Origin of the sequence: Cellulomonas soli (genome assembly GCF_052036975.1) — a bacterium.
Lineage (GTDB): Bacteria > Actinomycetota > Actinomycetes > Actinomycetales > Cellulomonadaceae > Cellulomonas > Cellulomonas soli_A.
The window spans coordinates 1-26,571 of sequence record NZ_JBQIAR010000007.1; the positions used below are offsets into that span (position 1 = coordinate 1).

Sequence of the window (26,571 nt, forward strand, 5' to 3'; positions counted from 1 at the left end):
CTGGGCGGGGTCGTCGTGGAGTCGGGCCGGTTCGACTGGGGCAACGGCAAGTTCCCGCAGCTGACCGAGCCGGTGCCCTCGTACGGCGGGGTCAGCTGGTGGGGCAACTTCGGGGAGTACGGGTTCCTCACCAAGCTGCGCTCCGAGCAGCTGCGCGACATCGGGCCTGCCCTGTCGCCGCAGTCCGCGTTCCAGCTGCTGCAGGGCGTCGAGACCCTCCCCCAGCGCCTGGACGCCCATCTGGCCAATGCCCGCACCGTGGCGCAGTGGCTCGACGCCGACCCGCGCGTGGCGTACGTCAGCTGGGCGGGGCTGCCCGGGCACGTGCACCACGAGCGCGCCCGCCACTACCTGCCGCTGGGCCCCGGGTCCGTCTTCGCGTTCGGCGTGGCGGCCACCGGCGGGCGCGACGCGCGTGAGGTCGGACGCACCTTCATCGAACAGCTGCAGCTGGCCAGCCACCTGGCGAACGTCGGCGACGCCCGCACGCTCGTGATCCACCCCGCGTCCACCACGCACCAGCAGCTGTCCGCCGAGCAGCTGGTCGCCGCCGGGGTGCCCGGCGACCTGGTGCGCATCAGCGTCGGGCTCGAGGACCCCGAGGACATCCTGTGGGACCTCGACCAGGCGTTGACGCAGGCCACCGGGCTTACCCGCGACGGAGGGCCCACCACGGCACGGACGGAGGCCACCCGATGAGCGCGCGCACCTGGCTCGGCCCGAGCGCCCCGGAACGTCTGGCGATCCTGCGCGGCACCCGGTCGATCGCGATCGTGGGCGCCTCCGACAACCCCTCGCGCGCCAGCTACTTCGTGGCCACCTACCTGCTGTCCAGCTCGCCGTACGAGGTCTACTTCGTCAACCCGCGGGTCACCGAGATCCTCGGGCGGCCCGTGTACCCCAGCCTGGCCGACCTGCCCGTCGTCCCCGACCTGGTCGAGGTGTTCCGCCGGAACGAGGACCTGCCCACCGTGCTCGAGGAGACCATCGCCGTCGGCGCGAAGACCCTGTGGCTGCAGCTGGGCGCCTGGCACGAGGACGTCGCCCGCCGCGGCGAGGCCGCCGGGCTGCAGGTCGTGATGGACCGCTGCGTCAAGATCGAGCACGCCCGGTTCCACGGCGGCCTGCACCTGGCCGGGTTCGACACGGGCGTGATCAGCTCGCGCCGCGCCGCGCGCTGAGCCCACCCGGGCCGCGACCGGCAAGGATGGCACCGTGGACGACGACTACCTCGAGGCGGTGCTGGACCTCGTCGCGCAGATCCCCGCCGGACGGGCCATGACGTACGGGACCATCGCCGAGGTGCTCGCAGAGCGCTCGAGCGCGCAGGGGCGCACCCCTCGGGGTGGTCCTCGCCAGGTGGGTCAGGTGATGAGCCGTGCGGGTGGCGGCGTGCCCTGGTGGCGGGTGGTGAACGCCGCCGGCCGACCACCGGCGCACCACCGCACGCGCGCACTCGCCGAGCTGCGCGGCGAGGGCACCCCGCTGTCGGCCGACGGCGAACGGGTGGCGCTGCGTCACGCCATCTGGTTCCCCGACGAGCCGGTCGGGGCCGGCTGACACCCGGTCAGTCGCGGCGCAGCAGCACCAGCGCACGATCGTCGCTGTCGTCCGAGCGCAGGCCCTCCAGCACGGCCGGTGCTCCGCCACGACGTGTGGCCAGCACCTCCTCGGCGACGCCGAGCAGCCGGTCGGTCGCCTGCTCCAACGACAGTCCAGGGGCGTCGACCAGACCGTCGGTGTAGAGCATCAGGGTGTCGCCGGGCTCGATGCGCCCCGTCACCCCGCGGCACCCGAGCTCGTCCACCACGCCCAGGGCGGGGCTGCCGACCGTGCCCAGCACCTCGATGGTGCCCGAGCCGGCGTGCAGGTGCACGGGCGGCGGGTGCCCCGCCGACGCCACCCAGAACTCGCCCGAGCACAGGTCGACCGCCACGTGCACCGCCGAGGCGAACCCCTCGTCCCACGCCTGGTCGAGCAGGTAGTCGTTGGCCGCCGGCAGGAACTGCTCGCGCGGCATGGCGCCCAGCAACCCACCAAACGCCCCCGAGAGCTGCAACGAGCGCACCCCGGCGTCCTGCCCCTTGCCCGAGACGTCCACGACCACGACCTCCAGCTGCCCACCCGACCGGTGGGTGGTGGCCACGACGAAGTCCCCGGAGAACGCGTCGGCGTGCGCGGAGCGCACCACGGACTCCACCCGCCAGCCGTCGGGCAGCGCCGGGATCCGACCGTGCGCGGCGAGACGGTCGCGCAGGTCCACGATCATCAGATCACCCGTCGAGCCGCGCAGCGCAGGCCACTGCCGACCCCGCGCGCGGCGAGCCATCTGCCGCCACCAGGCGCGGGCGCGCCGGGCCACCCCCGTGGCGGAGGCGGTCGACGGACCCGCGCGCGTCGTCATCCGTGCAGCCTAGGGCGACGCCCCCGCGGTGGCCTCCGGGCGCAATTGCCTGGCGGCGCCCGTCGCGGCGGACCAGGATCAGGGCCATGACCAGCACGTCCTTCCCCCGCGCCCTGCCCGACGACCTGCACCACGTGCGCCTGAGCGCCGACGACCTGCCTGCCGTGCTCGAACTGGACACCTGGACGTTCCCCGGCACCGTCCCGGTCGAGGAGCTGGCCGGTTGGCCGTTCCCGCTGACCTGGGAGCGCACCTGGGGTGTGCAGGGCACGGGTGGCGGACCGCTGCTCGCGATGCACGGCTCGTACCCGTTCGGCGCGTTCCCGGTGCCCGGTGGGACGCTCGCCGTCTCGGGCCTCACCTGGGTCGGCGTGCACCCGCAGGCCCGGCGCCGCGGGATCCTCAGCGCGATGATCGACCGCCACCTGACCGACTGCGTCGAGCGGGGAGAGAGCGTCTCGGCGCTGTTCGCCGCCGAGGCCGCGATCTACGGCCGTTTCGGCTACGGCAGCGCGGCCGACGACGTCAAGGTCACGGTCCCGCGCAAGGCGGACCTGCACGACGTGCCCGGCTCCGCCGAGCACACCGTGCGCATCGAGCTGGCCGACCAGGCACGGCACGGCACGATCGTCGAGCAGCTGCACCGTGAGGCAGGCGCCCAGGCCGGCGGCGGCCTCGGACGGCCGGGCTGGCCGACGCGTGAGACCCCGGAGCTGCAGGCCGCGTTCTGGTCCGACCCGCCCGCGTGGCGCAACGGCGGGGAGTCGCTGCGGATCCTGCTCGTCGAGCGGGACGGCCGTCCCCGCGGGTACGCGCTGTTCCGTCGCAAGTCGAACTGGGAGGACGCCGGGCCGCGCGGCAGCGTGCACGTGCGTGAGGTCGCCGCGCTCGATGCGGCGGCGGCGCACGCGCTGTGGAGCCGGCTGCTCGACCTGGACCACATGGCCACCGTGCACGCCGGTCTGCTCGCCCCCGACGACGCGCTGCTCGGCCTGCTCGTCGACTCGCGCGCCGCCCAACGACGACTGACCGACAACGTCTGGGTGCGCCTCGTCGACGTGGCGGGGGCCTTGGGCGGGCGCCGGTACGCCGGTGACGTCGACGTGACGATCGCCGTGCACGACGGCCGGCTGGAGGCGAACACCGGCACGTGGCGGGTGCGTGCCCGGGCCTTCGAGGGTGACGTGCAGGTGGAGCGCACGCAGGAGCCTGCGGCCCTCGCGATGGACGTGCGCGAGCTCGGTGCCGCCTACCTGGGCGGGCGCACCCTCACGGCTCTGGCTGCCACCGGGCTCGTCGAGGTGCGCGACCCCGCAGCGCTGGCTGCGGCGTCGACGGCGTTCTCGTGGCCCGTCGCACCCGTGAGCTCCTGGGTGTTCTGACACGAGCGCCCCGGGGTGGCGTCCGCCGTCACCCCGGGGTGTGCCGGATCAGCGGCGCGCGTCCTCGTACTGCGCGAGCAGGTCGATGCGGCGCTGGTGGCGCGGGTCGCCGCTGAACGGCTCGGCGACGAACGCGTCGACGAAGGACAGCGCCTCGGCGACCGTGTGCTGGCGCGCGCCGATCGCGATGACGTTCGCGTCGTTGTGCTGGCGGCCCAGGCGCGCGGTGTCCAGGTTCCAGGCCAGGGCGGCGCGCACGCCGTCGACCTTGTTGGCGGCGATCTGCTCTCCGTTGCCGGAGCCACCGATCACCACACCCAGCGACCCCGGGTCGGCCACGACGGCCTCCCCGGCGGCCAGGCACATGGGCGGGTAGTCGTCCTGGGCGTCGTACTCGTAGGCCCCGTGGTCGACGACCTCGTGACCGGCACCCTGCAGGTGCTCGACGAGGGCGACCTTGAGCTCGTACCCGGCATGGTCGGCGGCGACATGGATGCGCATGGCGACATTCTTCCGCACCCGGGACCCGACCTGCGACGCCGTCCGGGGTTCGACCGTGCCGCCGAACTCGGTGGACGCCTCGACGCACGTCCTTAGGGTGTACCCATGACGCGCAGCGGAATCGACCTGACCGCCCTCGACCCCGACGTCCGCCCGCAGGACGACCTCTACCAGCACGTGAACGGCCGGTGGATCGCCTCGCACGAGATCCCCGCCGACCGGGCCATGGACGGGGCGTTCCGTGCCCTGCACGACCAGGCCGAGGAGCAGGTCCGGGACATCATCACCGACGCGGCCGCGCACGCCGACGGCACCGGGGTGGAGGCCAAGATCGGGGCCGTCTACGCCAGCTTCATGGACGCCGACGCCGTCGAGGCAGCCGGCACCGCGCCGCTGCGCGCCGACCTGGACCTGGTGGACGCCGCGACCGACAAGGCGGCACTGACCCACGCGCTCGGTGCCCTGCAGCGCACCGGTGCGGCCAGCGCGGTCGGCTTCTGGGTCGACAACGACGCCAAGGACCCCCAGACGTACGTGGTGCACCTGACGCAGTCGGGTCTGGGCCTGCCCGACGAGTCGTACTACCGCGACGAGCAGTACGCCGCCGTGCTGGCCGCCTACGGCCCGCACGTGGCTCGGATGCTGCTCCTGGCCGGCGTCGCGACCGACCAGGCCGACGCCGACGCCCGCGCCGCCCGCGTGGTCGCGCTGGAGACCGCGCTGGCCGCCGGTCACTGGGACGTCGTCAAGGACCGCGACGCGGACCTGACGTACAACAAGCTCACGCTCGCCGACCTGGCCGAGCAGGCCACCGGGTTCGACTGGGCCGCCTGGGTCGACGCGCTGGGTGCACCCGCGGGCGCGCTCGACCAGCTGGTCGTCCGCGAGCCGTCCTTCGCGCAGGCGTTCGCCACGCTGTGGGAGTCCGAGCCGCTGCAGTCGTGGCAGGACTGGCTGGCGTACCACGTGGTCAGCGCACGTGCCCCGTACCTGAACGACGCGCTCGTGCAGGCGAACTTCGACTTCTACGGCCGCACGCTCACCGGTGCGCAGGAGCTGCGCGACCGGTGGAAGCGGGGCGTCTCGCTCGTCCAGGGCGTGCTCGGCGAGGCCGTCGGCGAGGTCTACGTCGCCCGGCACTTCCCGCCCGCGCACAAGGAGCGCATGGAGACCCTCGTGGCGCACCTGGTCGAGGCCTACCGCGAGTCGATCACCTCGCTGGACTGGATGGGCGAGGACACCCGCGCCAAGGCCCTGGCCAAGCTCGACGCGTTCACGCCGAAGATCGGCTACCCGGTGCGCTGGCGCGACTACTCCGCTCTCGAGGTCGACGCCGCCGACCTGCTGGGCAACGTGCGCCGCGCCTCCGCGTTCGAGCAGGACCGCGAGCTGCACAAGATCGGCCGGCCGATCGACCGCGACGAGTGGTTCATGACGCCGCAGACCGTCAACGCCTACTACAACCCGGGCATGAACGAGATCGTGTTCCCGGCCGCGATCCTGCAGCCGCCGTTCTTCGACGCCGACGCGGACGACGCCGTGAACTTCGGTGGCATCGGCGCGGTGATCGGCCACGAGATCGGCCACGGGTTCGACGACCAGGGCTCCAAGTACGACGGCGACGGCCTGCTCGAGGACTGGTGGACGGCCGAGGACCGCGCGGAGTTCGAGACCCGGACGAAGGCGCTCATCGACCAGTACTCGGCGTTCTCACCGCGGCAGCTGGACGGCTCGCACCACGTGAACGGCGCCCTGACGATCGGGGAGAACATCGGGGACCTGGGCGGGCTGTCGATCGCGCTGAAGGCGTATCGGATCGCTCTGGGCCGACCGCTCGAGGAGGCGCCGGTGATCGACGGCCTGACCGGCGTGCAGCGGGTGTTCCTGGGCTGGGCGCAGGCGTGGCAGACCAAGGGCCGCGACGAGGAGGTCGTGCGGCGGCTCGCGATCGACCCGCACGCCCCCGACGAGTTCCGCTGCAACGGGGTCGTGCGCAACATCGACGAGTTCTACACGGCCTACGACGTGCAGCCCGGCGACGCCCTCTACCTGGCACCTGAGGAGCGCGTGCGCATCTGGTGACGTGGACGGGGTGGCTGCCGGTCACGGTGGCCACCCCGCCCGTCGGCGGAGCCCGGTCCGGTGGGCCGCGCCCGTCCGCTCAGCTGAAGATCGGGTGGGCGGTGCGGGTCCGCTTGAGCTCGTAGAAGCCAGGCACGCCCGTGATGAGCACGAAGCCGTCCCACAACCGGCCGGCGGCCTCACCGGTGGGCGCCGGGGTCATGACGGGCCCGAAGAACGCGGTGCCGTTCACGGCGACCACCGGGGTGCCCACCTCGTCGCCCACCAGCGCGATCGCCTCGGCGTGCGAGGCCCGCAGCGCGACGTCGAGCTCGTCGGAGTCGGCGTACGCGGCCAACGAGGCTGGGAGCCCGGACTCCTCGAGCGACTCACGGATGATCGCCGCCGTGTCGGTCCGGCCGCCCGGGTGCCGCCGGGTGCCCAACGCGTCGTACAGCGGGCGCAGCACCTCGGGACCGTGCAGCTCCTGCGCGGCGATGAGCACCCGCACCGCCGCCCAGGAGTCGTCCATGAGCCGGCGGTACGTCTCGGGCAGGTCGCGCCCCTCGTTGAGCACCGACAGGCTCATCACGTGCCAGCGCACGTCGATGTCGCGCACCCGCTGCACCTCGATCACCCAGCGTGAGGTCATCCACGCCCAGGGGCACGCGGGGTCGACCCAGATGTCGGCGGTGTCGCGGGCGGGTGCGGTGGCATCACGTGCCGGGTCGGCAGCGGGCGCGGCAGGGGCGGACGGCGTGACGGTCACGGGGCGGGCTCCAGGGGCAGGCGGTCGCGGGCCGGTGGGCGCCGCGGGCGCCATCATGCCTCGCGCAGCCCGCCACGCGGACGGATCGGACCGGACCTGCTGCGCCCGTCAGGGCAGCGGGGACCAGCTGCCGCTCGCCAGCCGGAACCCGGTGCCGTCGGCGCCCGTGCAGCTCACACCGTCGGTCGCACTGGTGCAGGTGTAGTCGCCGACCGCGGCCGACGACCCGTACTCGAGCGTGGTGACCGTCTCGTCGGCGACGGAGGGTGCGGCCCCGTCGACGCACGGCACGGTGACCCCGTCGGCGTTGAGCACGAACACGTGCCCGGTCTGCCCCGTGCACCCGGCGACGACCGGTGGCTCGAACCGGATCGAGGCGATCGTGCAGGTCACACCGTCCACGGACAACGTGCACGCGATGTTGCCGCTGGGCATGCGGAACGAGACGGGTGCGGTGCCCGCGGCGCTCCCGCTCGGACCGGGCGCGGGATGCGCGGTGCTGGCGCCGGTGGCCGCCGCGTCGTCCGGCCCACCGGCGGCACCGCCGCCCGAGCCGGCCACCCACACGCCGATCAGCACGAGCAGGGAGAGCACCAGCAGGGCATCGACGGCGAGGAAGATGCGCATCCCTCGCCCCCACCCGCGGCCCTGCGGACCCACCGTGCTCATGCCCCTCCTCCGCCGACCCGGGCCGCACCGTCGGTCGGACCCGGCGCGGACGCGCCCCAGGATCACACGACCGGGTCGGGGCGCGCACGTCACGACCACCGGACCCAGGCCGGTCGCAGGTCGCGTGGCATGATCGTCGCGGCCACGAGCCGTGACCGCTCGACGCCGAGAACCGCTCGGCACAGCCTGAAGGAGACCCCGCGTGCCCGGTGAGAACCTGACCCGTGCCGAGGCGCGTGAGCGCGCCTCGCTCGTGCGTACCTCGTCCTACGACGTGACGCTCGACCTGACGTCCAGCCCGACGACGTTCAGGTCACGCACGGTCCTCCGGTTCGAGGCCGCCGTCGGCGCGAGCACGTTCGTCGACCTGATCGCACCCGTCGTGCTGTCCGTGACGCTCAACGGCCGCGCGCTCGACCCGGCCGAGGTGTTCGCGGACTCGCGCATCGCGCTGGACGACCTGGCCGCCGAGAACGAGCTGGTCGTCGAGGCCGACTGCGCCTACATGCACACCGGCGAGGGCCTGCACCGGTTCGTGGACCCGGTCGACGACGAGGTGTACCTGTACTCGCAGTTCGAGGTCGCCGACTCCCGCCGCATGTTCGCGGTGTTCGACCAGCCCGACCTCAAGGCGCAGTTCACGTTCACGGTGACGGCCCCCGCGCACTGGCAGGTGGTCTCCAACTCCCCGCAGGTCGGTGTGCCCGTGCCGGTGCCCGGCGGTGTGAACGCCAACGGTGGCGCCGACCACGGCACCGCGACGTGGTCGTTCGAACCGACGCCGCGCATCTCCTCGTACATCACCGCCGTCGTCGCCGGGCCTTACCACGTGGAGCGCGGCGAGCTCACCAGCTCCGACGGCCGCACGGTGCCGCTGGGCGTGTACTGCCGCGAGTCGCTCGCGCAGCACCTGGACACCGACAACATCCTCGACGTGACGCGGGCCGGCTTCGCGTTCTACGAGGAGAAGTTCGGCGTGCCGTACCCGTTCGCCAAGTACGACCAGCTGTTCGTGCCCGAGTTCAACGCCGGTGCCATGGAGAACGCGGGGGCGGTGACGTTCCTCGAGTCGTACGTGTTCCGGTCCAAGGTCCCCGAGGCCACCGTCGAGCGTCGTGCCGTGACGATCCTGCACGAGCTGGCGCACATGTGGTTCGGCGACCTGGTGACGATGCGCTGGTGGGACGACCTGTGGCTCAACGAGTCGTTCGCCGAGTACGCCTCGACGTTGGCGGCCGCCGAGGCGACCCGCTGGACGAGCGCGTGGACGACGTTCTCCTCGTTGGAGAAGTCGTGGGCGTACCGGCAGGACCAGCTGCCCAGCACGCACCCGATCGTCGCGGACATGCGCGACCTGGAGGACGTCGAGGTCAACTTCGACGGCATCACCTACGCCAAGGGCGCCAGCGTCCTCAAGCAGCTCGTCGCGTGGGTCGGCCAGGAGGAGTTCTTCGCCGGGGTGCGCGCCTACTTCGCCAAGCACGCCTGGGGCAACACCGAGCTGAAGGACCTGCTCACCGAGCTGGAGGCCACCAGCGGCCGGGACCTGTCCGCCTGGTCGGCGCTGTGGCTCGAGCAGGCCGGTGTCACGTTGCTGCGCCCGGAGGTCACCACCGACGCCGAGGACATCATCACCGAGTTCGCCGTGCTGCAGGAGGTGCCCGAGACCCACCCGGTGCAGCGCCCGCACCGCCTGGCCGTCGGCGGCTACGACCTGCAGGACGGCCGCCTGGTCCGCACGCTGCACGTCGAGCTCGACGTGGACGGCCCGCGCACGCCCGTGCCGGCGCTCGTGGGGCGCCCCCGCCCCGCGCTGCTGCTGGTCAACGACGAGGACCTGGCCTACGCCAAGTCGCGCCTCGACCCGCAGTCGCTGGCCACGGCGATCACCTCGCTCGGCGCGTTCGACGCCTCCCTGCCGCGCACCCTGGTGTGGGCGTCGGCGTGGGACGCGACCCGCGACGGCGAGACCCCCGCCCGTGACTTCGTCGACCTGGTGCTGGGCAACATCGAGCACGAGACGGACTCCTCGGTGGTGCTCGTGCTGCTGCGGCAGCTGGCCACGACGCTCGACCTGTACGTGGCGCCCGAGCACCGTCAGGCCACGACCGTGGCCGCCACCGACCGCCTGCACGCGCTCGCCGAGGCCGCCCCGGCCGGGTCGGACACGCAGCTGCAGCTGGTCAAGGCGTTCGCCTCGCACGCCTCGACCCCCGGCCAGCTGGACGCCGTCGCGGCGCTGCTCGACGCCCGTCGCACGCTCGAGGGTCTCTCGATCGACACCGACCTGCGGTGGGAGCTGCTGACCTCGTTGGTGGCCGGCGGCCGTGCCGGGGAGACCGACATCGCGGTGCAGCTGTCCTCCGACGCGACGGCCACGGGTCAGCGGGCGGCCGCGGCCGCGCGGGCGGCCGTGCCGACCCCCGAGGCGAAGCGGGCGGTGTGGGCCTCCGTGGTCGACGCCGACGAGCTGCCCAACGCGGTGCAGTCGGCCACGATCAGCGGGTTCGGCCGGGTGCACGACCGGAGCCTGCTGGTGCCTTTCGTCGAGCCGTACTTCGCCTCGCTGGAGACGGTCTGGGCCGAGCGCACCAACGAGATGGCGCAGAACATCGTCGTGGGGCTGTACCCGACCGACCTGGCCGACGACGAGCGCGTCGACGTGCTGGCCGCGACGGACGCCTGGCTGGCCGAGCACGCCGATGCTGCGCCGGCGCTGCGACGGCTCGTCGTGGAGTCGCGGGACGGCGTCCGGCGGACGTTGGCCGCGCAGGCGGCCGACCGGCTTCGCGACTGAGCCCGGCCGGCTCGCCGACCCGCCCGCTCAGTGCGGGTCGGCGAGCCACCGGCGGGCCGCACGCGGTGACGTCAGCCGCAGCACCGGGACCGTTCCCTGGGCCATCAGGTCCAGGTAGCGGTCCCGGTACGCGTCGTGCTCGGTCCACGCCCAGCGCACGATGTTCTCCTCCGGCTCCCGGCGCAGCAGCGAGCGCCACCGTTCGCGGTTCCCGTGCCACAGCTCGCGCCGCAGCACCACCCGGCCCAGGGTGCGACGGATCACCCGCGGCATGACCACGCGGCGCGGGTAGTCGAGCCAGACGACCAGCTCCACGGGCAGGGCGTCGCCGATCCGCCGGTTCCAGTTGCCGTCGACGACCCACCCGTCGGCGGCGTCGGGGGCGCTCACGAAGCGGCGCACCGTGGCCTGCCCGTCGGCCTCGTCCACCAGCTGCCAGCCCGGCCCCCAGAACGCCGCGTCGAGCTCGAGGTGCGGGACGCCCAGCCGCGCCGCGAGGGCGCGGGCGAAGGTCGTCTTGCCGGCCCCGGTGTTGCCGACGACCTTGATCCTGCGTGCCCCGGTTCCGTTCACCGCGGCAGTCTGCCACGGTGCGACCGCCCTTCCGCCCAGCGAGGGCACCGGCGCTCAGCGGGCGGATGCGCAGGTCAGTGGCGTGAGCGCAGCACGGAGACGAGCGAACGCAGCCGGGGCGTGTCGAACAGGTCCTCGATGAGCACGACCTGCCCGGACCCGTCGGCCAGCGGGACCTTCCAGTTCGGGTACTCCTGGTCGGTGCCGGGCTGGTTCTGCGCCCGGCGCTCCCCCACCGCATCGGCCAGCGAGACCCCGAGCAGCACCGACGGCGTCGCCATGACCCACCGGTGCAGCGCCTCGACGACCTCCCGCTCGGAGGGGTCGGCGCCCAGGAACCCGCGCTCGCGCAGCAGCCCCATCATCCGGTCCCGTTCGACGCGCGCCGCGGCGCGCACCGTCTCGACCGGCTCGGTCAGCAGACCCAGCCGCTCCCGCAGGGCGACGTGCTCCCCGGCCAGGTACCCGGCGCTGGGCGGCAGGTCGTGCGTGGTGACGGTCGCCAGGACGAGCGGGCGGTAGTGCTCGGGTGCCAACGGTCCGCCCGTCATGTCGTGCTCGAACCACAGCACCGACGTGCCCAGCACGCCGCGTTCGGCCAGGTAGTCACGCACCCACGGCTCGACGACGCCGAGGTCCTCGCCGATGACGACCGCGCCGGCGCGGTGCGCCTCGAGAGCCAGGATCCCCACGAGAGCCTCGTGGTCGTAGCGCACGTAGGCGCCCTCGGCCGGGGAGTGGCCCTCCGGCACCCACCACAGGCGGAACAGCCCGATGACGTGGTCGATGCGGATCGCGCCCGCGTGCCGCAGCACGGTGCGCAGCATGTCGCGGTACGGCCGGTAGGCGGCCCTCGCCAGCGCGTCGGGGTGCCAGGGCGGCTGTGACCAGTCCTGCCCCTGCTGGTTGTACATGTCCGGCGGGGCACCGACCGTGGCACCGCGCGCGAGCACGTCCGCGAGCGCCCATGCGTCGGCCCCCTCGGGGTGGGCCCCCACGGCCAGGTCGTGCATGATGCCCAGCGCCATGCCGCCGTCGAGCGCGGCCTGCTGGGCCTCGGCGAGCTGGCAGTCGGCCACCCACTGCAACCAGCGGTGGAACTCGACCCGGTCAGCCAGCTCGGTGCGGGCCGCGGTGACCAGCGTGGAGGTCGGGTCGTGCGCCTCGGCAGGCCACGGCGTCCCCTCGTACCGCTCGGCGAGCGCGCACCACAGGGCGAACCCGTCCAGACCCGCGCCCTGCTCCTCCTTGAACTGGGCGAACGCGGCCTCGCGTGCGGCCGAGCGTGGTGCGGCGAACACGACCTCGAGGGCGGAGCGCTTGGCGGTCCACACGGCGTCACGGTCGATCGGCCCGGGGTCGGTGTCGAGCGCGAGCACGCTCTCGGCGGCCCACTCGACCAGCGATCGGTCCGCGGCGCTCAGGTACGCGGTCTCGCGCACGTCCTCGACGCGGATGTACAGCGGGCTGACGAACCGTCGCGTGGTGGGCAGGTACGGCGAGGGGGTGACCGGGACGGTCGGTTCGGAGGCGTGCAGCGGGTTGATGAGCAGGAAGTCCGCCCCGCAGCGGCGCCCCGCCAACCAGCCCAGGTCGGCCAGGTCGGCCAGGTCGCCGATGCCCCAGGAGGCGTGCGAGCGCACCGAGTACAGCTGGGCCATGAAGCCCCACGCGTGCCTCTCGCGCAGCGAGTCGGGCAGCTCGAGCCGTGCGGGCGTCACCACGACAGGGCTGCGGGTGTGCGCGCTGGGGCCCTCGGCGTGCACCTCGTGCCAGCCGAGCGGCAGGTCGGCCGGCAGCGTGAACGTGGCACGACCGACGAGCCGACCGTCGACGGTGCGCGGTTCGACGTACACGTCGGCCTGGGCGACCTCACGCCGACCGCCACCGGCCTCGGGGTCGAGCTCGAGCCAGACCTCGACCGGGTCGCCGTGCGTGACGTGCACGGGCACGTGGCCCTGCCGTCCTTGCCGGACGACGACGATCGGCGGCAGCACGCGCCGCCACGGCATGTCCTCGACGTGGGCGGTGGCCAGGGCGATCCGTGCCGGGGAGGAGGCGTCGACTCCCAGCGCCCGCAGGACGCCGCGCAGGGTGTCGGCGGAGACGTCGCGCCGGGTGCCGTCGAACCCCCAGTAGTCGGGTGTCACGCCGTAGGCGGCAGCCAGGCGCAACAGCTCGTCGGAGGGGCGCTGCGGGTCATCGGCCACGGCCCGATCCTGCCAGACGGTCCCACCCGAACGCAGGAGCAGCGCGGCAGCGGCACGTCGTAGCCTTGCGGACCATGACGGCCCAGACCCAGCGCACCTTCCCCCTGCACGACGGGCACGGGTACCCCACCGCCCGCCGGACGGACCTGGTGGAGGACCTGCACGGTCACCTGGTCGCCGACCCGTACCGCTGGTTGGAGTCGGTCGACGACCCCGAGACGCAGCAGTGGTCGGCGGCGCAGGACGAGCTCTACGCGCGCTACCGCACCCGCTGGGACGGCACGCAGGAGGGCCCCTTCGCCCCGGCGACGCTCACCGCGCGTCTCAAGGCGCTGCTGGGTGCGGGGTTCGTCGGCGCGCCCGCGTGGCGGGGTGAGCGGCAGTTCTTCGCCCGTCGCACCGGTGAGCAGGAGCATGCGGTCGTCGTGGTGCTCGAGCCGGGGCCGGACGGTGAGCCCGTGGAGCGCGTGCTCGTGGACCCCGTCGCGCTGGACCCTGCGGGGACCACGACGCTGGACGCCTGGCAGCCGTCCAAGGAGGGTGACCTGCTCGCCTACCAGGTCTCCCACGGGGGTACCGAGGAGTCGGTGCTGCACGTGCTGGACGTCGCGACCGGTGAGCTGGTCGACGGGCCCGTCGACCGTGCGCGCTACTCCCCCGTCGCCTGGGTGCCCGGCGGCCGCTCCCTGTACTACGTGCGGCGCCTGGCACCCGAGCTGGTGCCTGCGGACGAGCAGCAGTACCACCGCCGGGTGTGGTTGCACCGGGTGGGCACCGACCCCGCGCAGGACGTCGAGGTGTTCGGCGCCGGACTGGACCTGACCAACTACTACGGCGTGTCGGTCTCCCGCGACGGCCGGTGGCTGATCGTGTCGGCCTCCGCCGGCACGGCACCGCGCACCGACGTGTGGATCGCCGACCTGAGCGCCCCGGGCGCGCACGAGTCGCCGACGTTCGTCGAGGTGGCCGTGGGGCTGGACGCCGAGACGGGTGCGTGGGTGGGCCGTGACGGCCGGCTGTACCTGCACACCAACCTGGAGGCGCCCCGTGGTCGGCTCGCCGTGGCCGACCCTGAGCGACCGGGTGTCGCGCACTGGAGCACACTGCTGGAGCAGGACCCCGAGGCGGTGCTGGAGGACGTCGCCGTGACCGACGGTGGCGGCGAGGACACGACGCCTCGACGGCTGCTGGCCTCGTGGCGTCGACATGCTGTCAGCGAGGTCAGCGTGCACGACCTGACGGGCACCCGGCTGCCCGGCGCGGACGGCACCGTGACACTGCCGGGCCTCGGTTCGATCTCCGGGCTGGTCACCCGCCCCGACGGGGGCAGCGACGTCTGGTTCTCGTACACCGACCACACGACCGTGCCGTCCGTGCACCGGCTCGACTCGACCACGGGCACCACGTCGCTGTGGGCGGCTCCTCCGGGGCTGCTGGCCGACCTGCCGGACGTGACCGTCCAGCAGATCGTCGTGACCAGCACCGACGGCACTCCTGTGCGGGCGTTCGTGGTGGCCCGCCGCGACGCGCTCGACTCCCACGGGCAGCCGACCGCACCCGCACCGACCGTGCTGTACGGCTACGGCGGGTTCCAGATCTCGCTGGACCCCGCGTACTCGGCCAGCACCCTGGCCTGGGTCGAGGCGGGCGGCGTGTACGTCGTGGCGAACCTGCGCGGCGGTGGCGAGGAGGGTGAGGCATGGCACCGCGACGGCATGCGGGCGCACAAGCAGCACGTCTTCGACGACTTCCACGCGGTGGCCGAGCACCTGGTGGCCTCCGGGTGGACGACTCCGGACCGGCTGGCCTGCTGGGGCGGGTCGAACGGCGGCCTGCTGGTCGGCGCGGCGCTCACCCAGCGTCCCGACCTGTTCGCGGCGGTGGTCTGCTCCGCGCCGTTGCTGGACATGGTCCGCTACCAGCGGTTCGGGCTGGGCGTCACCTGGACCGAGGAGTACGGCGACGCCGACGACGCCGAGCAGCTCGGCTGGCTGCTCGGGTACTCGCCCTACCACCGCGTGGTCGACGGCACCGCGTACCCGGCCACGTTGTTCACCGTGTTCGAGGGCGACACCCGCGTCGACCCGTTGCACGCCCGCAAGCTCGCGGCTGCGCTGCAGGCCGCCACCGCGGCCCCGGTCGACGAGCGACCCGTGCTCGTGCGCCGCGAGAGGGGCGTCGGGCACGGCGGCCGGGCGTTGTCGCGCACCATCGCGCTGACCGCCGAGCAGCTGCAGTTCGTCGCCGACCACACCGGGCTGGCCGAGGCCACCGCCGCGCGGACCGCAGGTGCCCGATGACGGGCGCGACCGCGGCCGGGGCCGCGCACCTGCTGCCGGCCCTCGTCCCGACGGCCGCCCCGTCGCCATCCCCGACCTCCGACACGGTCGAGGAGATCCAGCAGGTCGCCGCGGACAGCTGGGACTGGCTGCTCGGCGTCCCCCTGCGGATCCTGCTCATCGTGGTGATCGGCGCGGTCAGCCTGGCCGTGCTGCGTCGGGTGATCCGCAAGGTGACCGAGCACATCGCCGACGGCTCCTCGATGCTGGACCGCGGCCCGCTGCGCCCGCTCGGGGCGTCCGAGGTCGGCTCGGCGCTGCTGAAGGCCGCCAACCCGTTGGCGAACGCCCGCCGCGCGCAGCGCGCCCGCACCATCGGCTCCGTGCTGCGCTCGGGGGCAACGCTGCTCGTGGGCGGCACGGTGGCCATCCTCGTGCTCGACACGCTCGGCGTGAACGTGGCGCCGTTCCTGGCCTCCGCCGGTGTGCTCGGCGTGGCACTCGGCTTCGGCGCGCAGAGCCTGGTCAAGGACTTCCTGTCGGGCCTGTTCATGCTGCTGGAGGACCAGTACGGCGTCGGCGACGTGATCGACGTCGGGCCCGCCTCGGGCACCGTCGAGGCGGTCGCGCTGCGTGTCACCAAGATCCGCGACGGCGACGGCACGCTCTGGTACGTGCCCAACGGGACCATGCTGCGCGTGGGCAACAAGACGCAGGGCTGGGCGAAGGCGGTCGTCGAGATCGACGTGGACTACTTCGCCGACCTCGACGAGGTCCGCGCAGTGCTGGAGGAGGCGGCCGCGCGCGTCGCGCAGGACCCGGTCATCGGCACCTACCTGGACGGGGAGCCGACCATCACCAGCATCGAACGGCTCAGCGCCGAGGCCGTCACGCTCAAGCTCGCGGTGCGCACCGCGCCGTCGATGCAGTGGGAGGTGGCGCGGGCCCTGCGGGTGCAGGCCCGGGCCGGGCTGGAACGCGCGGGTGTGCCGCTGGCGGGGCAGCTCGAGCGGCTGACGGCTCACCGTGCGAACCTCGGCACGGCGGCCGTCGCCGAGGCACCCGTGCCCGGGACACAGGGGGCTGCGCCGGACGACCGCTGAACGGTCCGTGGACCCGTCGCCTGATCGGTGGCGCGGCGGTCGTGGGGTCAGTCGCGCCAGTCGATCAGCGCGTCCCCGGCGGCGACGACAGCGCCCGGCTCGACCAGCGGGTGCACCAGAGCCCGATCGGCCTGCAGTGCCACCACCGGGCACAGGGTCGACAGGCCCGCCAGGGCGACGTCGACCGGGGACCACGTGAGGATGCGGTCACCTGCGCGCACCGCCTGACCTGCCTCCACATGCAGGGTGAAGCCCGACCCGCGCAGCCCGACCGTGTCGACACCCAGGTGCACCAGCACGGTGCGCCCGTCACCGAGCTCGAGGGCGAAGGCGTGCGGGTGCAGCGCACCGACCACACCGTCGGCCGGCGCGAGGACGTCCTGCGTCTGGATGCGGTTCGGCTCGACCGCGAGCCCCGGACCGACGATCTCCTGGGCGAACACCGGGTCGGGCACGTCCGCGACCGCCCGGACGACCCCGGGGACAGGGCTCAGCAGGAGCACGGTGCGACGCGGTGTCTCAGCGCAGCGAGTCGAGCTCGGCGGCGAGGTTGTCGGCCTCCGGGCCGACGATGACCTGCACGATGCGACCGGAGCGGACCACACCGAACGCACCGCTGGCCTTGAGCGCAGCCTCGTCGACCAGCTGGGCGTCACCCACCTCGACCCGCAGCCGCGTGATGCACGGCTCGAGGTCGACGACGTTGGCGTCCCCGCCCAGTGCAGCGAGGATCTGCTCTGCCTTGCTCAATGGAACTCCCCAGTTCTCCAGGCGTCACCAGGCGACGCGCGACGTCCAGCCTAACCCCCTGCGTCCTGGCTGGCGCCGTGGTGCCCGCAGGGACGAGACTGCGTGCGACGACGAGGAGGTCATCGGACGTGAGCACGCACACCTCGCACGCGCAGATCCCGGCCGGCGCGCTGATCAGCGGCATCGGGGTCAGCCCCGGACGTGTCGTCGGACCAGCGGTGCGCATGCCGGACCCGGTCGCCGAACCCCCTTCCGGCCGGCGCCTGCCCCCGGGCGCCGACCAGCAGGCGGCCGCCGAGGCGATCGCCGCCGCGTCTGTCCGTGTCCGCGAGGCGCTGGACGCCGCCGCCGAGCGCGCCACCGAGCCCGACAGCCGCGACCTGCTGCACGCCACCGCGGCGATCGCCGCCGACCCGACGCTCGTCGCCGATGCCGTCGCCCGCGTGCACGAGCAGCACCTGGTGCCCGAACGTGCCGTGTGGGAAGCCGCCGAGGAGGTCGCCCGCCAGTTCGAGGCGCTCGGTGGCTACTTCGCCGAACGTGTCCGGGACATCTCCGACGTGCGTGACCGCCTGGTCGCCGACCTGACCGGGCGGCCGGCCCCTGGACTGCCGGTGTGCGACGTGCCGTACGTGCTCGTCGCCGAGGACCTGGCACCCGCGCTCACCGCGACGCTCGACCCGACGCTCGTGCTCGCGATCGTCACCAGCGGCGGCGGCCCCACGTCGCACACCGCGATCCTGGCCCGCTCCCGCGGCATCCCGGCCGTGGTCGCCGCGCACGGCGTGGAGCAGCTGGTCACGGAGGGCAGCGTGCTCCTGGTGGACGGCGCCGCGGGCACGGTCCTGCTCGACCCTGACGCCGACCAGGTCAGCGCCGCGCTGGCACGCACCGCGCAGGCACGGACGTTCGACGGCACCGGCCGCACCGCCGACGGGGTCCCGGTGGACCTGCTGGCCAACGTCGGCGACCCCTCGGAGGCGGGTCCGGCCGCCGCGGCCGGCGCGCAGGGCGTCGGGCTGTTCCGGACCGAGTTCGGGTTCCTGGGTCGCACCGAGGCGCCCGGGGTCGAGGAGCAGGTCGCCCTGTACCGGCAGGTGCTGTCGGCGTTCGCCGGCCGCAAGGTCGTCGTGCGGACCCTGGACGCCGGGGCCGACAAGCCGCTGCCGTTCGTCACCGGCCACGACGAGGCCAACCCGGCGCTCGGTGTGCGCGGTCTGCGCACCGCGGTGTCCCACCCCGAGGTGCTCGAGGACCAGCTCACCGCGATCGCCCGCGCGGCCGCCGCCGAGAGCGCCGACGTGTGGGTCATGGCCCCGATGGTCTCGACCGTCGACGAGGCCGAGCAGTTCGTGGCGGCGTGCGCCCGGCACGGCCTGGACCGGGCCGGGGTCATGGTCGAGGTGCCCAGTGCGGCGCTGCTGTCCGGACCGATCCTCGCGCACGCCACGTTCGCCAGCATCGGCACCAACGACCTCACGCAGTACACGATGGCCGCCGACCGGCTGCTCGGTTCCGTGGCCGAGCTGTCCGACCCGTGGCAGCCCGCGGTGCTGCAGCTCATCGCCGCCACGTGCGCGGGTGCGGCGCAGCAGGCCCGGCCCGTCGGGGTGTGCGGCGAGGCCGCGGCGGACCCTGCGCTGGCGTGCGTGCTGGTGGGGCTGGGGGTCGGGTCGCTGTCGATGACGCCCCGGGCGCTGCCCGACGTGGCGGCCGTGCTGGCGGCCACGACCTCGGAGACGTGCCGTCAGGTCGCACGGATCGCGCTCGGTTCCGCCCGGGCCGCGGACGCCCGTGCCGCCGTCCGCCGGGCGCTGCCGGTGCTGACCGAGCTCGACCTCTGACGCGTGCCGGGTCACCGGTCCTGCCCGCCCCGGCCGGTGCGTGGCTGCATGTGAGGATGGGCCGGTGAGATCGGACTCCTTCTACGACACGATCGGCGGTCACGACACGTTCGTGCGGCTCGTCGACGGGTTCTACCGCGGCGTGGCCGACGACCCCGTGCTGCGGCCGATGTACCCCGAGGAGGACCTCGCGCCGGCCGCCGCACGCCTCACCGCGTTCCTCGAGCAGTACTGGGGCGGTCCGACCACCTACTCCGAGCAGCGCGGGCACCCCCGGCTGCGGATGCGCCACGCGCCCTACAAGGTCAACCCCGAGGCCCGGGACCGCTGGCTCACGCACATGCGCACGGCGCTCGACGAGCTCGACCTGGCCCCGCTGCACCGCGCACAGCTGTGGGACTACCTGGAGCGGGCCGCCCACTCGATGCTCAACACGTTCGACGACTGAGGGGACGCGATGACCACGGCCGACCGGCATGACCCGACCGACCCCATCACCACGACCTTGTCGGCGATGGCGCTCGTCGCCGACCCCACCGACCCGAACATGTTCACCGGGCCCAGCCTGCCCCGGCCCAACGGGCGGGTGTTCGGCGGGCAGGTCATCGCCCAGTCGCTGCTCGCGGCCGGACGCACCGTGCCCGAGGGCCGGCTGCCGCACTCCATGCACGGGTACTTCCTGCGCGCCGGCGACGACCGTGAACCCATCACGTTCGCCGTCGAACGCCTGCGCGACGGTCGCTCGTTCACCGCGCGGCGCACGCACGCGATCCAGGGCGGGCAGCCGATCCTGTCCATGATCGCCTCGTTCCAGGAGGAGCAGCCCGGCATCGACTACGACGAGCCCATGCCGCGCGGCGTCCCCGACCCCGAGACGCTCACCTCCGCGTTCGACCTGTTCGCCCAGGTCGACCACCCGGTGGCGAAGTTCTGGGTCGACGAGGTCGCCTTCGACCTGCGGCACGTCGGTCAGCCCATCTACCTGCGCCCCGACCCCCACCACGAGGGTGAGCTCAGCGGCCGGCAGATGATCTGGATGCGCTCGCGCGGCCCGCTGCCCGACGACCCGCTGCTGCACCGCGCGATGCTCGCGTTCGCGTGCGACCAGGTGATGCTCGAACCCGTGCTGCGGCGCGCCGGCCGTGCGTGGTCCACACCGGGCCTGTCGATCGCAAGCCTCGACCACGCCATGTGGTGGCACCGTGACGTCCGCGTCGACGAGTGGCTGCTGTACGTGCAGTCGACGCCCAACGCGCACGGCGGGCGCGGGCTGGGCGCGGCACGCGTGTTCCGGCAGGACGGCAGCCTGGTCGCCTCGATCGCCCAGGAGGGCATGGTCCGGGTACCGCTCGACTGAGCGCCCCACGTGCGGCCTCGGCTACCCGCCCGCAGACTGCGGGGATGACCCCCGCGCCCCGTCCCGACCCCGCTGCGCAGGGTTCCGCGCCCGGCCCGGCGCTCGACCCTGCCCCCGTGGCGGGCACGCTCGCGGGTCTCGTGCCGGGGGTCGGGCCGGACGGCCGCCCGCGCCCCGATGCACCGCTGGTCGCCGTCACCGGGGTCACCGGCTACGTCGGTGGACGGCTCGTGCCCGAGCTGCTCGCCGCCGGCTACCGGGTCCGGGCCGTGGCACGACGCCCGGAGCGGCTGCGCGCACGGCCGTGGCACGACGAGGTGGAGACGGCCCGCGCAGACGCCGCCGACCTCGAGGCGATCCGCACCGCGTTGACCGGCGTCGACGTGGCGTACTACCTCATCCACTCCCTGGGCACCGGGAGCACCTTCGAGTCGCGCGACCGGCACACCGCCCGTGTGTTCGCCCAGGCCGCCCGCGAGGCGGGCGTGCGACGCATCGTCTACCTCGGTGGCCTGGCACCGGCCGGCGAGGAGCTGTCCCCGCACCTGTCCTCACGCGCCGAGGTGGGCGAGATCCTGCTCGCCTCCGGGGTGCCGACCACCGTGCTGCGCGCCGCGGTGATCCTCGGCTCCGGGTCGGCCTCGTTCGAGATGATGCGCTACCTCACCGAACGCCTGCCCGCCATGACGGTGCCCCGCTGGGTCGAGAACCGCATCCAGCCGATCGCCGTGCGCGACGTGCTGCGGTACCTGGTCGGGTCGGCCGCCATGCCGGCCGACGTGAACCGTGGCTTCGACATCGGCGGACCCGAGGTGCTCACCTACCGGCAGATGATGCAGCGCTACGCCGCGGTCGCCGGACTGCGCCGACGGCTCATCGTGGGCGTCGGGGTGCTCACGCCGCGGCTGTCGAGCCTGTGGGTCTCCCTCGTCACCCCCGTCCCGGCGGGGCTGGCCCGCCCGCTCGTCGAGTCGCTGGTGCACGAGGTCGTGTGCGACGAGCACGACATCGCGGACCTGGTGCCCGACCCGCCCGGTGGACTCATCGGGTTCGACCTGGCGGTGCGGCTCGCCCTGCAACGCGTGCACGAGGCCGCCGTGACGACCCGCTGGTCGTCCGCCGCCGTGCCCGGGGCCCCCAGCGACCCGCTGCCCACCGACCCCGACTGGGCGGGCGGCTCGTTGTACGTCGACACGCGGCGTGTGCAGGTCGAGGCCTCACCGGCCGCGTTGTGGCGGGTCATCGAGGCCGTCGGTGGTGAGCACGGCTGGTACTCGTGGCCGTTCGTGTGGCACGTGCGGGGGCTGGCCGACCGGTTGGTGGGAGGCCCGGGCCTGCGCCGCGGGCGGCGAGACCCGCACCGCCTGCTCGTGGACGACGCCGTGGACTTCTGGCGTGTCGAGGAGGTCGACCGCGGACGGCTGCTGCGACTGCGTGCGGAGATGCGCCTGCCCGGGCTGGCCTGGCTCGAGCTGTCGGTCGAGCCCGCGAGCGCCACCGCGGAGGACCAGCACGAGGACGACCCGGGTGGCCCGACCTTGGCCGGCGACGCCTGGACCACACCCCCGGCGGTGTTCGCGCAGCGGGCGCTGTTCCACCCGCGCGGACTGGCCGGTCACGCCTACTGGTGGGCCGTCTCACCGTTCCACGGTCTGGTGTTCGGTGGCATGCAGCGCAACGTCGCCCGTGCGGCACGCACCGCCGAGCGCGCCCGCACCGACCGCCGCTCGGACACCGGGCCGTCAGGCCTCGGTGCGTGAACCCCGTCGCCGCATCGAGACCGGCTCCTCCACGTACGGGGCCCAGGCCGCCCGCACGTCCTCGGCGATGCGCTGCGGCGCCCCGGTGACGGCGTCGACGATGACCAGGGTCGTCACGGCCCGCGCGTACAGCACGCTGTCCGGGTCCGACGGCGGCAGGTCACGCACCTCGTAGCAGACATCCAGGCTCGCCCCACCCAGATGACCGAGCCACATCTCGATGACGACGGGCCGACGGCGGTAGGCCAGCGGCCGCAGGTACTCGATCTCCTGCCGGGCCACCAACGTCGACAAGGGTGCCCCCGGTGCCGCGTCGATGACAGCCGTGGGCCAGTGCCGGACCGACCCGTCGGGTGTGGGCGGGTGCGCCCAGAACACCTCGATGCGCGCCTCCTCGAGCAGGCGCAGCATCTCGACGTTGTTGACGTGCGCGTAGGCATCCATGTCGGACCAGCGCAGCTGCACCGGCACCTCGAGCCTGGTCATCGGGCCCCTTCCGGGTCGTGGGTTCGGCGGGCAGCACCGGCTGCCCGGTCGGCGGAGGTCCGGCACAGCACCCACCGGTCCACCTCGGCGGTGACCGGCACGACGATACGGGCGCGCACCACGTCGGCCACGGCCGCGCGCAGCCGCCGGCGCGCGATCGCCGCGCGACGCCGCGCACCCCAGCCGGACAGCACGGCACCGAGCACGGCGAGCAGGACACCGGCCAGCACACCGCCCAGGGCGAGGGCGGTCGGTGCGGGGACACCACCCCACTGCGGCGTGGTGGGTTCGGGCAGGCGCAGGTAGGCCAGCACGGCGAGCGCAGCCAACCACAGCACACCGGCGCCCGCCGCCGCGAGCAGCACCCCCTGCGCGACGCCGACTGCGCGCCACCACAGCGGGGACCGCTCGGGCAGCAGCGTGGTGCCGACCACCGCCTGGTCGAGGGCGTCAGGGAGGTCCTCGGTCGAGGCAGCCGCACGTGCCGCCTCGACCCACGCCGGTGGGGCGCCGTCCAACTCGGCGGCCAGGTAGGTGCGCAAGGCGTCCGACACACGGGCGCGTGCCACGGCGCCGCCACTCACGCCGGTCACCCCCTCGCGCGCTCCATCGCTCATGGTGCCCGCGCCAGTGCGCGTCGTGGTCGCGTCGAGCGGGGTACCGACGCGCAGGTGCAGGCGTCGCAGCGGGTCGGCGCGCCACCGGTGCACCCAGCGCAGCGGTGGCCACCCCGTGGCTGCCCGCCCGTGCCGGGCCGCCGCCGCCTGCACGGCGCGCACCACGACAGGCACACCGGCGGCCTGCTCGCACGCGGTGACGAGCGCGTCGACCTGACCCGACGGTGCGCTCCCCCGGCCGGCCCGCGCCGCACGGGGTGCAGCGGGGACCTCCGCCTGCACGCGCCGAGCGCTCGCGACGACATCGGCCTCGAGGCGGTCGACCGCGGCACGACGCCGCGCAGCCGCCTCGCCCAGCAGGTCCCGCAGCTGCGGGACGCCCCACCCGGTGCGGGCACTGACGGCGAGCACCGGCACGGCACCCAGACCGTCCTGCGCGGCGAGCCGACGCAGGTCGGCCACGCACGCCTCGAGGTCGCCCGCCTCCAGGCGGTCGGCGTGGTTGAGCACCAGCACCATGACGCCCGCATGACCGGCCAGCGGACGCAGGTAGCGCACGTGCAGGGCCGCGTCGGCGTACTTCTGCGGGTCGAGCACCCACACCAGCAGGTCGGCCCGCGTGTAGAGCCGTTCGGCGACCGCGCGGTGGGTCACCTCCACCGAGTCGTGGTCCGGCAGGTCGAGCAGCACCAGCCCGGGCAGCCCGCCCGTGTCGACCTCGACGCGCCGGTGCACGGCCAACCAGTCGAGCAGCCCGTGCGCGTCGCCGTGGGCACCGTCGTCGGCGGGCCACACGGCCGCGACCGGTTCGGCGGTCGTCGGGCGACGGACGCCCACCTGGGCCACGTCCGTGCCGGTCAACGCGTTGGCCACCGACGACTTGCCCGACCCGGTGGCCCCGGCCAGGGCGACGACGGTGCGCCCGGGTGCCAGCGCGAGCCGCTCGCGGACCCGGGCCACCGTGGCGTTCACGCCCTGGAGCACGTCGACTGGCAGCCGACCCTCACCCGCCTGGGCGGCCTGCGCCAACGCCTCGACCCGGGTCGCCAGGTCAGCACCGCCGCGGGTCATCGATCACCCCGCGGCGCACGGCGGGTCCACCACCGTCGCAGCCGACCGACCTGGGCGTCTTGGGCCCGACCCGGCAGTCCCGTACCGGCGCCGGCGTCATCGGGCACGAACCCGGCGCCCCGCAGGCCTCCGGCCGGTACGCCCACCGGGCCTTCCGCGTCCCGGACGGGGACCCCCGGCCGAGGCGAGGCCGCCACGCGCACCGCGGCCCGGCGCACCCCTCGGGCGTCGTCGGCATCCAGTCCCAGGGCATCGAGGGTCACGGTGAAGCGCGCCGCCTCCCGCTCGGCCACCGCACCCAGACGGTCGGTGAGCCGCTGGTGCGCGGTCCGGGTCAGCCGCCGCACGGCGTCGTCGCCGAACACGGCCTCGAGCACCCGCTGGGCCAGCACCGCGGCGCCGCCGGCGATCCCCACCTCGGCGCCCGTGAGCCCGCCCGTCGAGGCGAAGACCAGGAGCATCAGCGTGGCACCCAGACCGTTCACACCGAACGACAGCGCCCGGGCCGTGGTGCGACGCCCGGCCCCTTCGTCGGTCACCAGGGCCATCACGTCGTCCTGCCAGCCGCGCACCTGCGCCGCGACGTCGGCGCGCAGCCGGCCCGGGTCGCCCGCCGCGACGTCGGCCAGCAGTCCCACGGCCGCAGGGTCGCTGCGCCACGCGGACGTCACACGCTCGGCGGCGGTGGCCACGGCGTCGACCGTCAGCACGTCCAGGTCGTGCCCGATGGCCTCCTGCAGCGCGGGCACCTGCGCGGGCCGACCCCGCCACGCCGCCGCCAGGCGGTCCCGCAGGCGCGACACCTGCCGTTCCAGCGAGCGGACGAGCTCCCCGGTGCCCACCAGCTCCTGCCAGCGCGCCAGCACCTCACCGCGCAGCAGCGTCCCGTCGGAGGTCGCGCGGGCGATGTCGGCCAGCGCCGCGGCGAACGCGTCGTCGACCTGCGCCCGCAGCCGGTCGCGGACGGCGCGCTGCGCGTCGGAGGCGTCCGCCACGTCGGCCGCCCGACGCACCACGTCGTCGACGAGGCCGTCGCGGGTCCGGGCGATCGCGTCCGCCCGCGCGGCGGCGTCCTCACCGAGCGCCGTCAACCACGAGGCCACGGGGGCGATCGCGTGCTCCGGCAGCAGGCCGCCGACGGGTGTCACCTCGGGCACGAGCAGCACCGGCACGTCCGCCAGTGCGTGCGCGTCGAGCATCTGGCGCAGGTCGGCGCTGACCGCGCCCTCCGCCCCGGGGTCGACCCGGTCGAGCACGACGGCCAGCGACACCGACCTCCGGGAGGCCTCGGCGAGCAGGTCCCACGGCACGGCGTCGGCGTACCGCGCGGCCGTCGTCACGAAGAGCCACAGGTCCGCCGCGCCGAGCAGCTGCCCGGCGAGCACCCGGTTCTCCTCGACCACCGAGTCGATGTCGGGTGCGTCCAGCAGGGCCAGGCCGGGCCACAGCGCCTCGCTGGCCACCAGCCGCAGCCCCCCGGCGCCGCCCTCGGCCGGCTCGGGCGCAGCCGACGCCTCGGCCGTCCTGGGCCTGCCGACGCCTGTGCCGCCGGCTCGCACGCGGGCCAGCGCGGGCAGGATCCGGTCGGTGGAGAACCAGCCGACGTCGGCCGGGTGGTGCACGAGCACCGGCCAGCGCGTGGTGGGTCGCAGCACACCCGAGGTCGTGACCTGCTGCCCGAGCAGGGAGTTCACCAGCGTCGACTTGCCGGCGCCCGTGGACCCGCCGAGCACGGCGAGCAACGGGGCGCCCGCCGCGCGCAGCCGCGGCAGCAGCTGGTCGTCCAGCTGGTGCAGCAGCTCGGCCCGGACCCGCCGCGCCTCGTCGGCACCGGCGACCTCCAGCGGCAGGGCGACCTGCGCCAGGTGCGCGCGCAGGTCGAGCAACGCCTCGGCGAGGGCGGACGTGTCCGCTCCCGCCGAGGCGTGGGTGCTCATG

The 26,571-nt window shown here is 74.3% G+C and carries 23 protein-coding genes; 12 read left to right on the forward strand and 11 right to left on the reverse strand.

The annotated features are described in order from the left end of the window. The 3 genes from ACTHAM_RS08895 to ACTHAM_RS08905 form a co-directional block, all read left to right on the forward strand. The coding region (locus ACTHAM_RS08895; RefSeq protein ID WP_440686508.1) for a PLP-dependent transferase at window positions 1-699 on the forward strand (699 nt) is incomplete at its 5' end. Beyond that, window positions 696-1,181 (forward strand): CoA-binding protein, encoded by a 486-nt coding sequence (locus tag ACTHAM_RS08900; protein WP_440686510.1) that lies wholly within the window; start codon window positions 696-698, stop codon window positions 1,179-1,181. The genes ACTHAM_RS08895 and ACTHAM_RS08900, both read left to right, overlap by 4 nt. Before the next feature lie 34 nt (window positions 1,182-1,215). Next, complete coding sequence (locus ACTHAM_RS08905) at window positions 1,216-1,560, forward strand: MGMT family protein (RefSeq protein ID WP_440686512.1); 345 nt, start codon at window positions 1,216-1,218, stop codon at window positions 1,558-1,560. 7 nt (window positions 1,561-1,567) lie between these two features. On the opposite strand, the gene ACTHAM_RS08910 is transcribed toward ACTHAM_RS08905, so the two are convergent. Further along, window positions 1,568-2,404, reverse strand: coding sequence for a PP2C family protein-serine/threonine phosphatase (locus ACTHAM_RS08910; RefSeq protein WP_440686514.1), 837 nt, complete (start codon window positions 2,402-2,404; stop codon window positions 1,568-1,570). An 86-nt stretch (window positions 2,405-2,490) separates the two neighbouring features. On the opposite strand from ACTHAM_RS08910, the gene ACTHAM_RS08915 reads away from it, so the two are divergent. Beyond that, window positions 2,491-3,786 carry a GNAT family N-acetyltransferase gene (locus ACTHAM_RS08915; RefSeq protein WP_440686516.1) on the forward strand — a complete coding sequence of 432 codons (1,296 nt, stop codon included), beginning with the start codon at window positions 2,491-2,493 and terminating at the stop codon, window positions 3,784-3,786. Window positions 3,787-3,834: 48 nt separating this feature from the next. Here ACTHAM_RS08915 and ACTHAM_RS08920 read toward each other — a convergent pair whose 3' ends face one another. Then, window positions 3,835-4,287: a ribose-5-phosphate isomerase gene (locus tag ACTHAM_RS08920; RefSeq protein WP_440686518.1), complete on the reverse strand. Its 453-nt coding sequence runs from the start codon at window positions 4,285-4,287 to the stop codon at window positions 3,835-3,837. Window positions 4,288-4,392: 105 nt separating this feature from the next. Here ACTHAM_RS08920 and ACTHAM_RS08925 point away from each other — a divergent pair, with 105 nt between their 5' ends. Next, entirely contained in the window at window positions 4,393-6,369 is a 1,977-nt protein-coding gene (locus ACTHAM_RS08925) for a M13 family metallopeptidase (RefSeq protein ID WP_440686520.1), read from the forward strand. 79 nt (window positions 6,370-6,448) lie between these two features. Here ACTHAM_RS08925 and ACTHAM_RS08930 read toward each other — a convergent pair whose 3' ends face one another. Then, window positions 6,449-7,033 carry a mycothiol-dependent nitroreductase Rv2466c family protein gene (locus tag ACTHAM_RS08930; RefSeq protein WP_440686869.1) on the reverse strand — a complete coding sequence of 195 codons (585 nt, stop codon included), beginning with the start codon at window positions 7,031-7,033 and terminating at the stop codon, window positions 6,449-6,451. 192 nt (window positions 7,034-7,225) lie between these two features. Continuing rightward, complete coding sequence (locus ACTHAM_RS08935) at window positions 7,226-7,786, reverse strand: hypothetical protein (protein ID WP_440686522.1); 561 nt, start codon at window positions 7,784-7,786, stop codon at window positions 7,226-7,228. Window positions 7,787-7,988: 202 nt separating this feature from the next. On the opposite strand from ACTHAM_RS08935, the gene pepN reads away from it, so the two are divergent. Continuing rightward, window positions 7,989-10,583: an aminopeptidase N gene (gene pepN, locus ACTHAM_RS08940; protein WP_440686524.1), complete on the forward strand. Its 2,595-nt coding sequence runs from the start codon at window positions 7,989-7,991 to the stop codon at window positions 10,581-10,583. A 27-nt stretch (window positions 10,584-10,610) separates the two neighbouring features. Here the strand turns inward: pepN and ACTHAM_RS08945 are convergent, their stop codons facing one another. Further along, window positions 10,611-11,156 (reverse strand): toxin, encoded by a 546-nt coding sequence (locus ACTHAM_RS08945; RefSeq protein ID WP_440686526.1) that lies wholly within the window; start codon window positions 11,154-11,156, stop codon window positions 10,611-10,613. A 74-nt stretch (window positions 11,157-11,230) separates the two neighbouring features. Beyond that, a complete protein-coding gene (malQ, locus tag ACTHAM_RS08950; RefSeq protein WP_440686528.1) occupies window positions 11,231-13,366 on the reverse strand; it encodes a 4-alpha-glucanotransferase in 2,136 nt (711 codons plus the stop codon). Window positions 13,367-13,440: 74 nt separating this feature from the next. Here malQ and ACTHAM_RS08955 point away from each other — a divergent pair, with 74 nt between their 5' ends. Together ACTHAM_RS08955 and ACTHAM_RS08960 are read left to right on the forward strand one after the other, a co-directional pair. Continuing rightward, window positions 13,441-15,666, forward strand: coding sequence for a prolyl oligopeptidase family serine peptidase (locus ACTHAM_RS08955; protein WP_440686530.1), 2,226 nt, complete (start codon window positions 13,441-13,443; stop codon window positions 15,664-15,666). Next, window positions 15,663-16,748: a mechanosensitive ion channel family protein gene (locus ACTHAM_RS08960; RefSeq protein ID WP_440686532.1), complete on the forward strand. Its 1,086-nt coding sequence runs from the start codon at window positions 15,663-15,665 to the stop codon at window positions 16,746-16,748. The genes ACTHAM_RS08955 and ACTHAM_RS08960 overlap by 4 nt, the downstream gene beginning before the upstream one ends. 47 nt (window positions 16,749-16,795) lie before the next feature. On the opposite strand, the gene ACTHAM_RS08965 is transcribed toward ACTHAM_RS08960, so the two are convergent. Both ACTHAM_RS08965 and ACTHAM_RS08970 read right to left on the reverse strand, forming a co-directional pair. Further along, window positions 16,796-17,251, reverse strand: coding sequence for a PTS sugar transporter subunit IIA (locus ACTHAM_RS08965; protein ID WP_440686534.1), 456 nt, complete (start codon window positions 17,249-17,251; stop codon window positions 16,796-16,798). A gap of 16 nt (window positions 17,252-17,267) precedes the next feature. Continuing rightward, window positions 17,268-17,498, reverse strand: coding sequence for a glucose PTS transporter subunit EIIB (locus ACTHAM_RS08970; RefSeq protein WP_146952155.1), 231 nt, complete (start codon window positions 17,496-17,498; stop codon window positions 17,268-17,270). Window positions 17,499-17,626: 128 nt separating this feature from the next. Here ACTHAM_RS08970 and ptsP point away from each other — a divergent pair, with 128 nt between their 5' ends. The 4 genes from ptsP (at window position 17,627) to ACTHAM_RS08990 (ending at window position 22,459) form a co-directional block, all read left to right on the forward strand. Continuing rightward, window positions 17,627-19,342 carry a phosphoenolpyruvate--protein phosphotransferase gene (gene ptsP / locus ACTHAM_RS08975; RefSeq protein WP_440686537.1) on the forward strand — a complete coding sequence of 572 codons (1,716 nt, stop codon included), beginning with the start codon at window positions 17,627-17,629 and terminating at the stop codon, window positions 19,340-19,342. A 64-nt stretch (window positions 19,343-19,406) separates the two neighbouring features. After that, a complete protein-coding gene (locus ACTHAM_RS08980; protein WP_440686538.1) occupies window positions 19,407-19,790 on the forward strand; it encodes a globin in 384 nt (127 codons plus the stop codon). 9 nt (window positions 19,791-19,799) lie between these two features. Next, entirely contained in the window at window positions 19,800-20,699 is a 900-nt protein-coding gene (locus ACTHAM_RS08985) for an acyl-CoA thioesterase (protein WP_440686540.1), read from the forward strand. A 44-nt stretch (window positions 20,700-20,743) separates the two neighbouring features. Beyond that, window positions 20,744-22,459 (forward strand): SDR family oxidoreductase, encoded by a 1,716-nt coding sequence (locus ACTHAM_RS08990; protein WP_440686542.1) that lies wholly within the window; start codon window positions 20,744-20,746, stop codon window positions 22,457-22,459. Here the strand turns inward: ACTHAM_RS08990 and ACTHAM_RS08995 are convergent. From ACTHAM_RS08995 to ACTHAM_RS09005, 3 genes are read right to left on the reverse strand one after another with little or no spacing between them, the layout of a single operon-like run. After that, window positions 22,442-22,945 carry an acyl-CoA thioesterase gene (locus tag ACTHAM_RS08995; protein WP_440686544.1) on the reverse strand — a complete coding sequence of 168 codons (504 nt, stop codon included), beginning with the start codon at window positions 22,943-22,945 and terminating at the stop codon, window positions 22,442-22,444. The two genes, ACTHAM_RS08990 and ACTHAM_RS08995, sit on opposite strands and share 18 nt — an antisense overlap. After that, on the reverse strand, window positions 22,942-24,633 hold the full coding sequence (locus ACTHAM_RS09000) for a GTPase family protein (RefSeq protein WP_440686546.1): 1,692 nt from the start codon (window positions 24,631-24,633) through the stop codon (window positions 22,942-22,944). Before ACTHAM_RS09000 ends, ACTHAM_RS08995 begins: the two co-directional genes overlap by 4 nt. Beyond that, the gene (locus ACTHAM_RS09005) at window positions 24,630-26,570 is read right to left on the reverse strand and encodes a dynamin family protein (RefSeq protein ID WP_440686548.1); all 1,941 of its coding nucleotides are present in this window, start codon (window positions 26,568-26,570) and stop codon (window positions 24,630-24,632) included. The genes ACTHAM_RS09000 and ACTHAM_RS09005 overlap by 4 nt, the downstream gene beginning before the upstream one ends. Between the last annotated feature and the right edge of the window lies 1 nt (window position 26,571).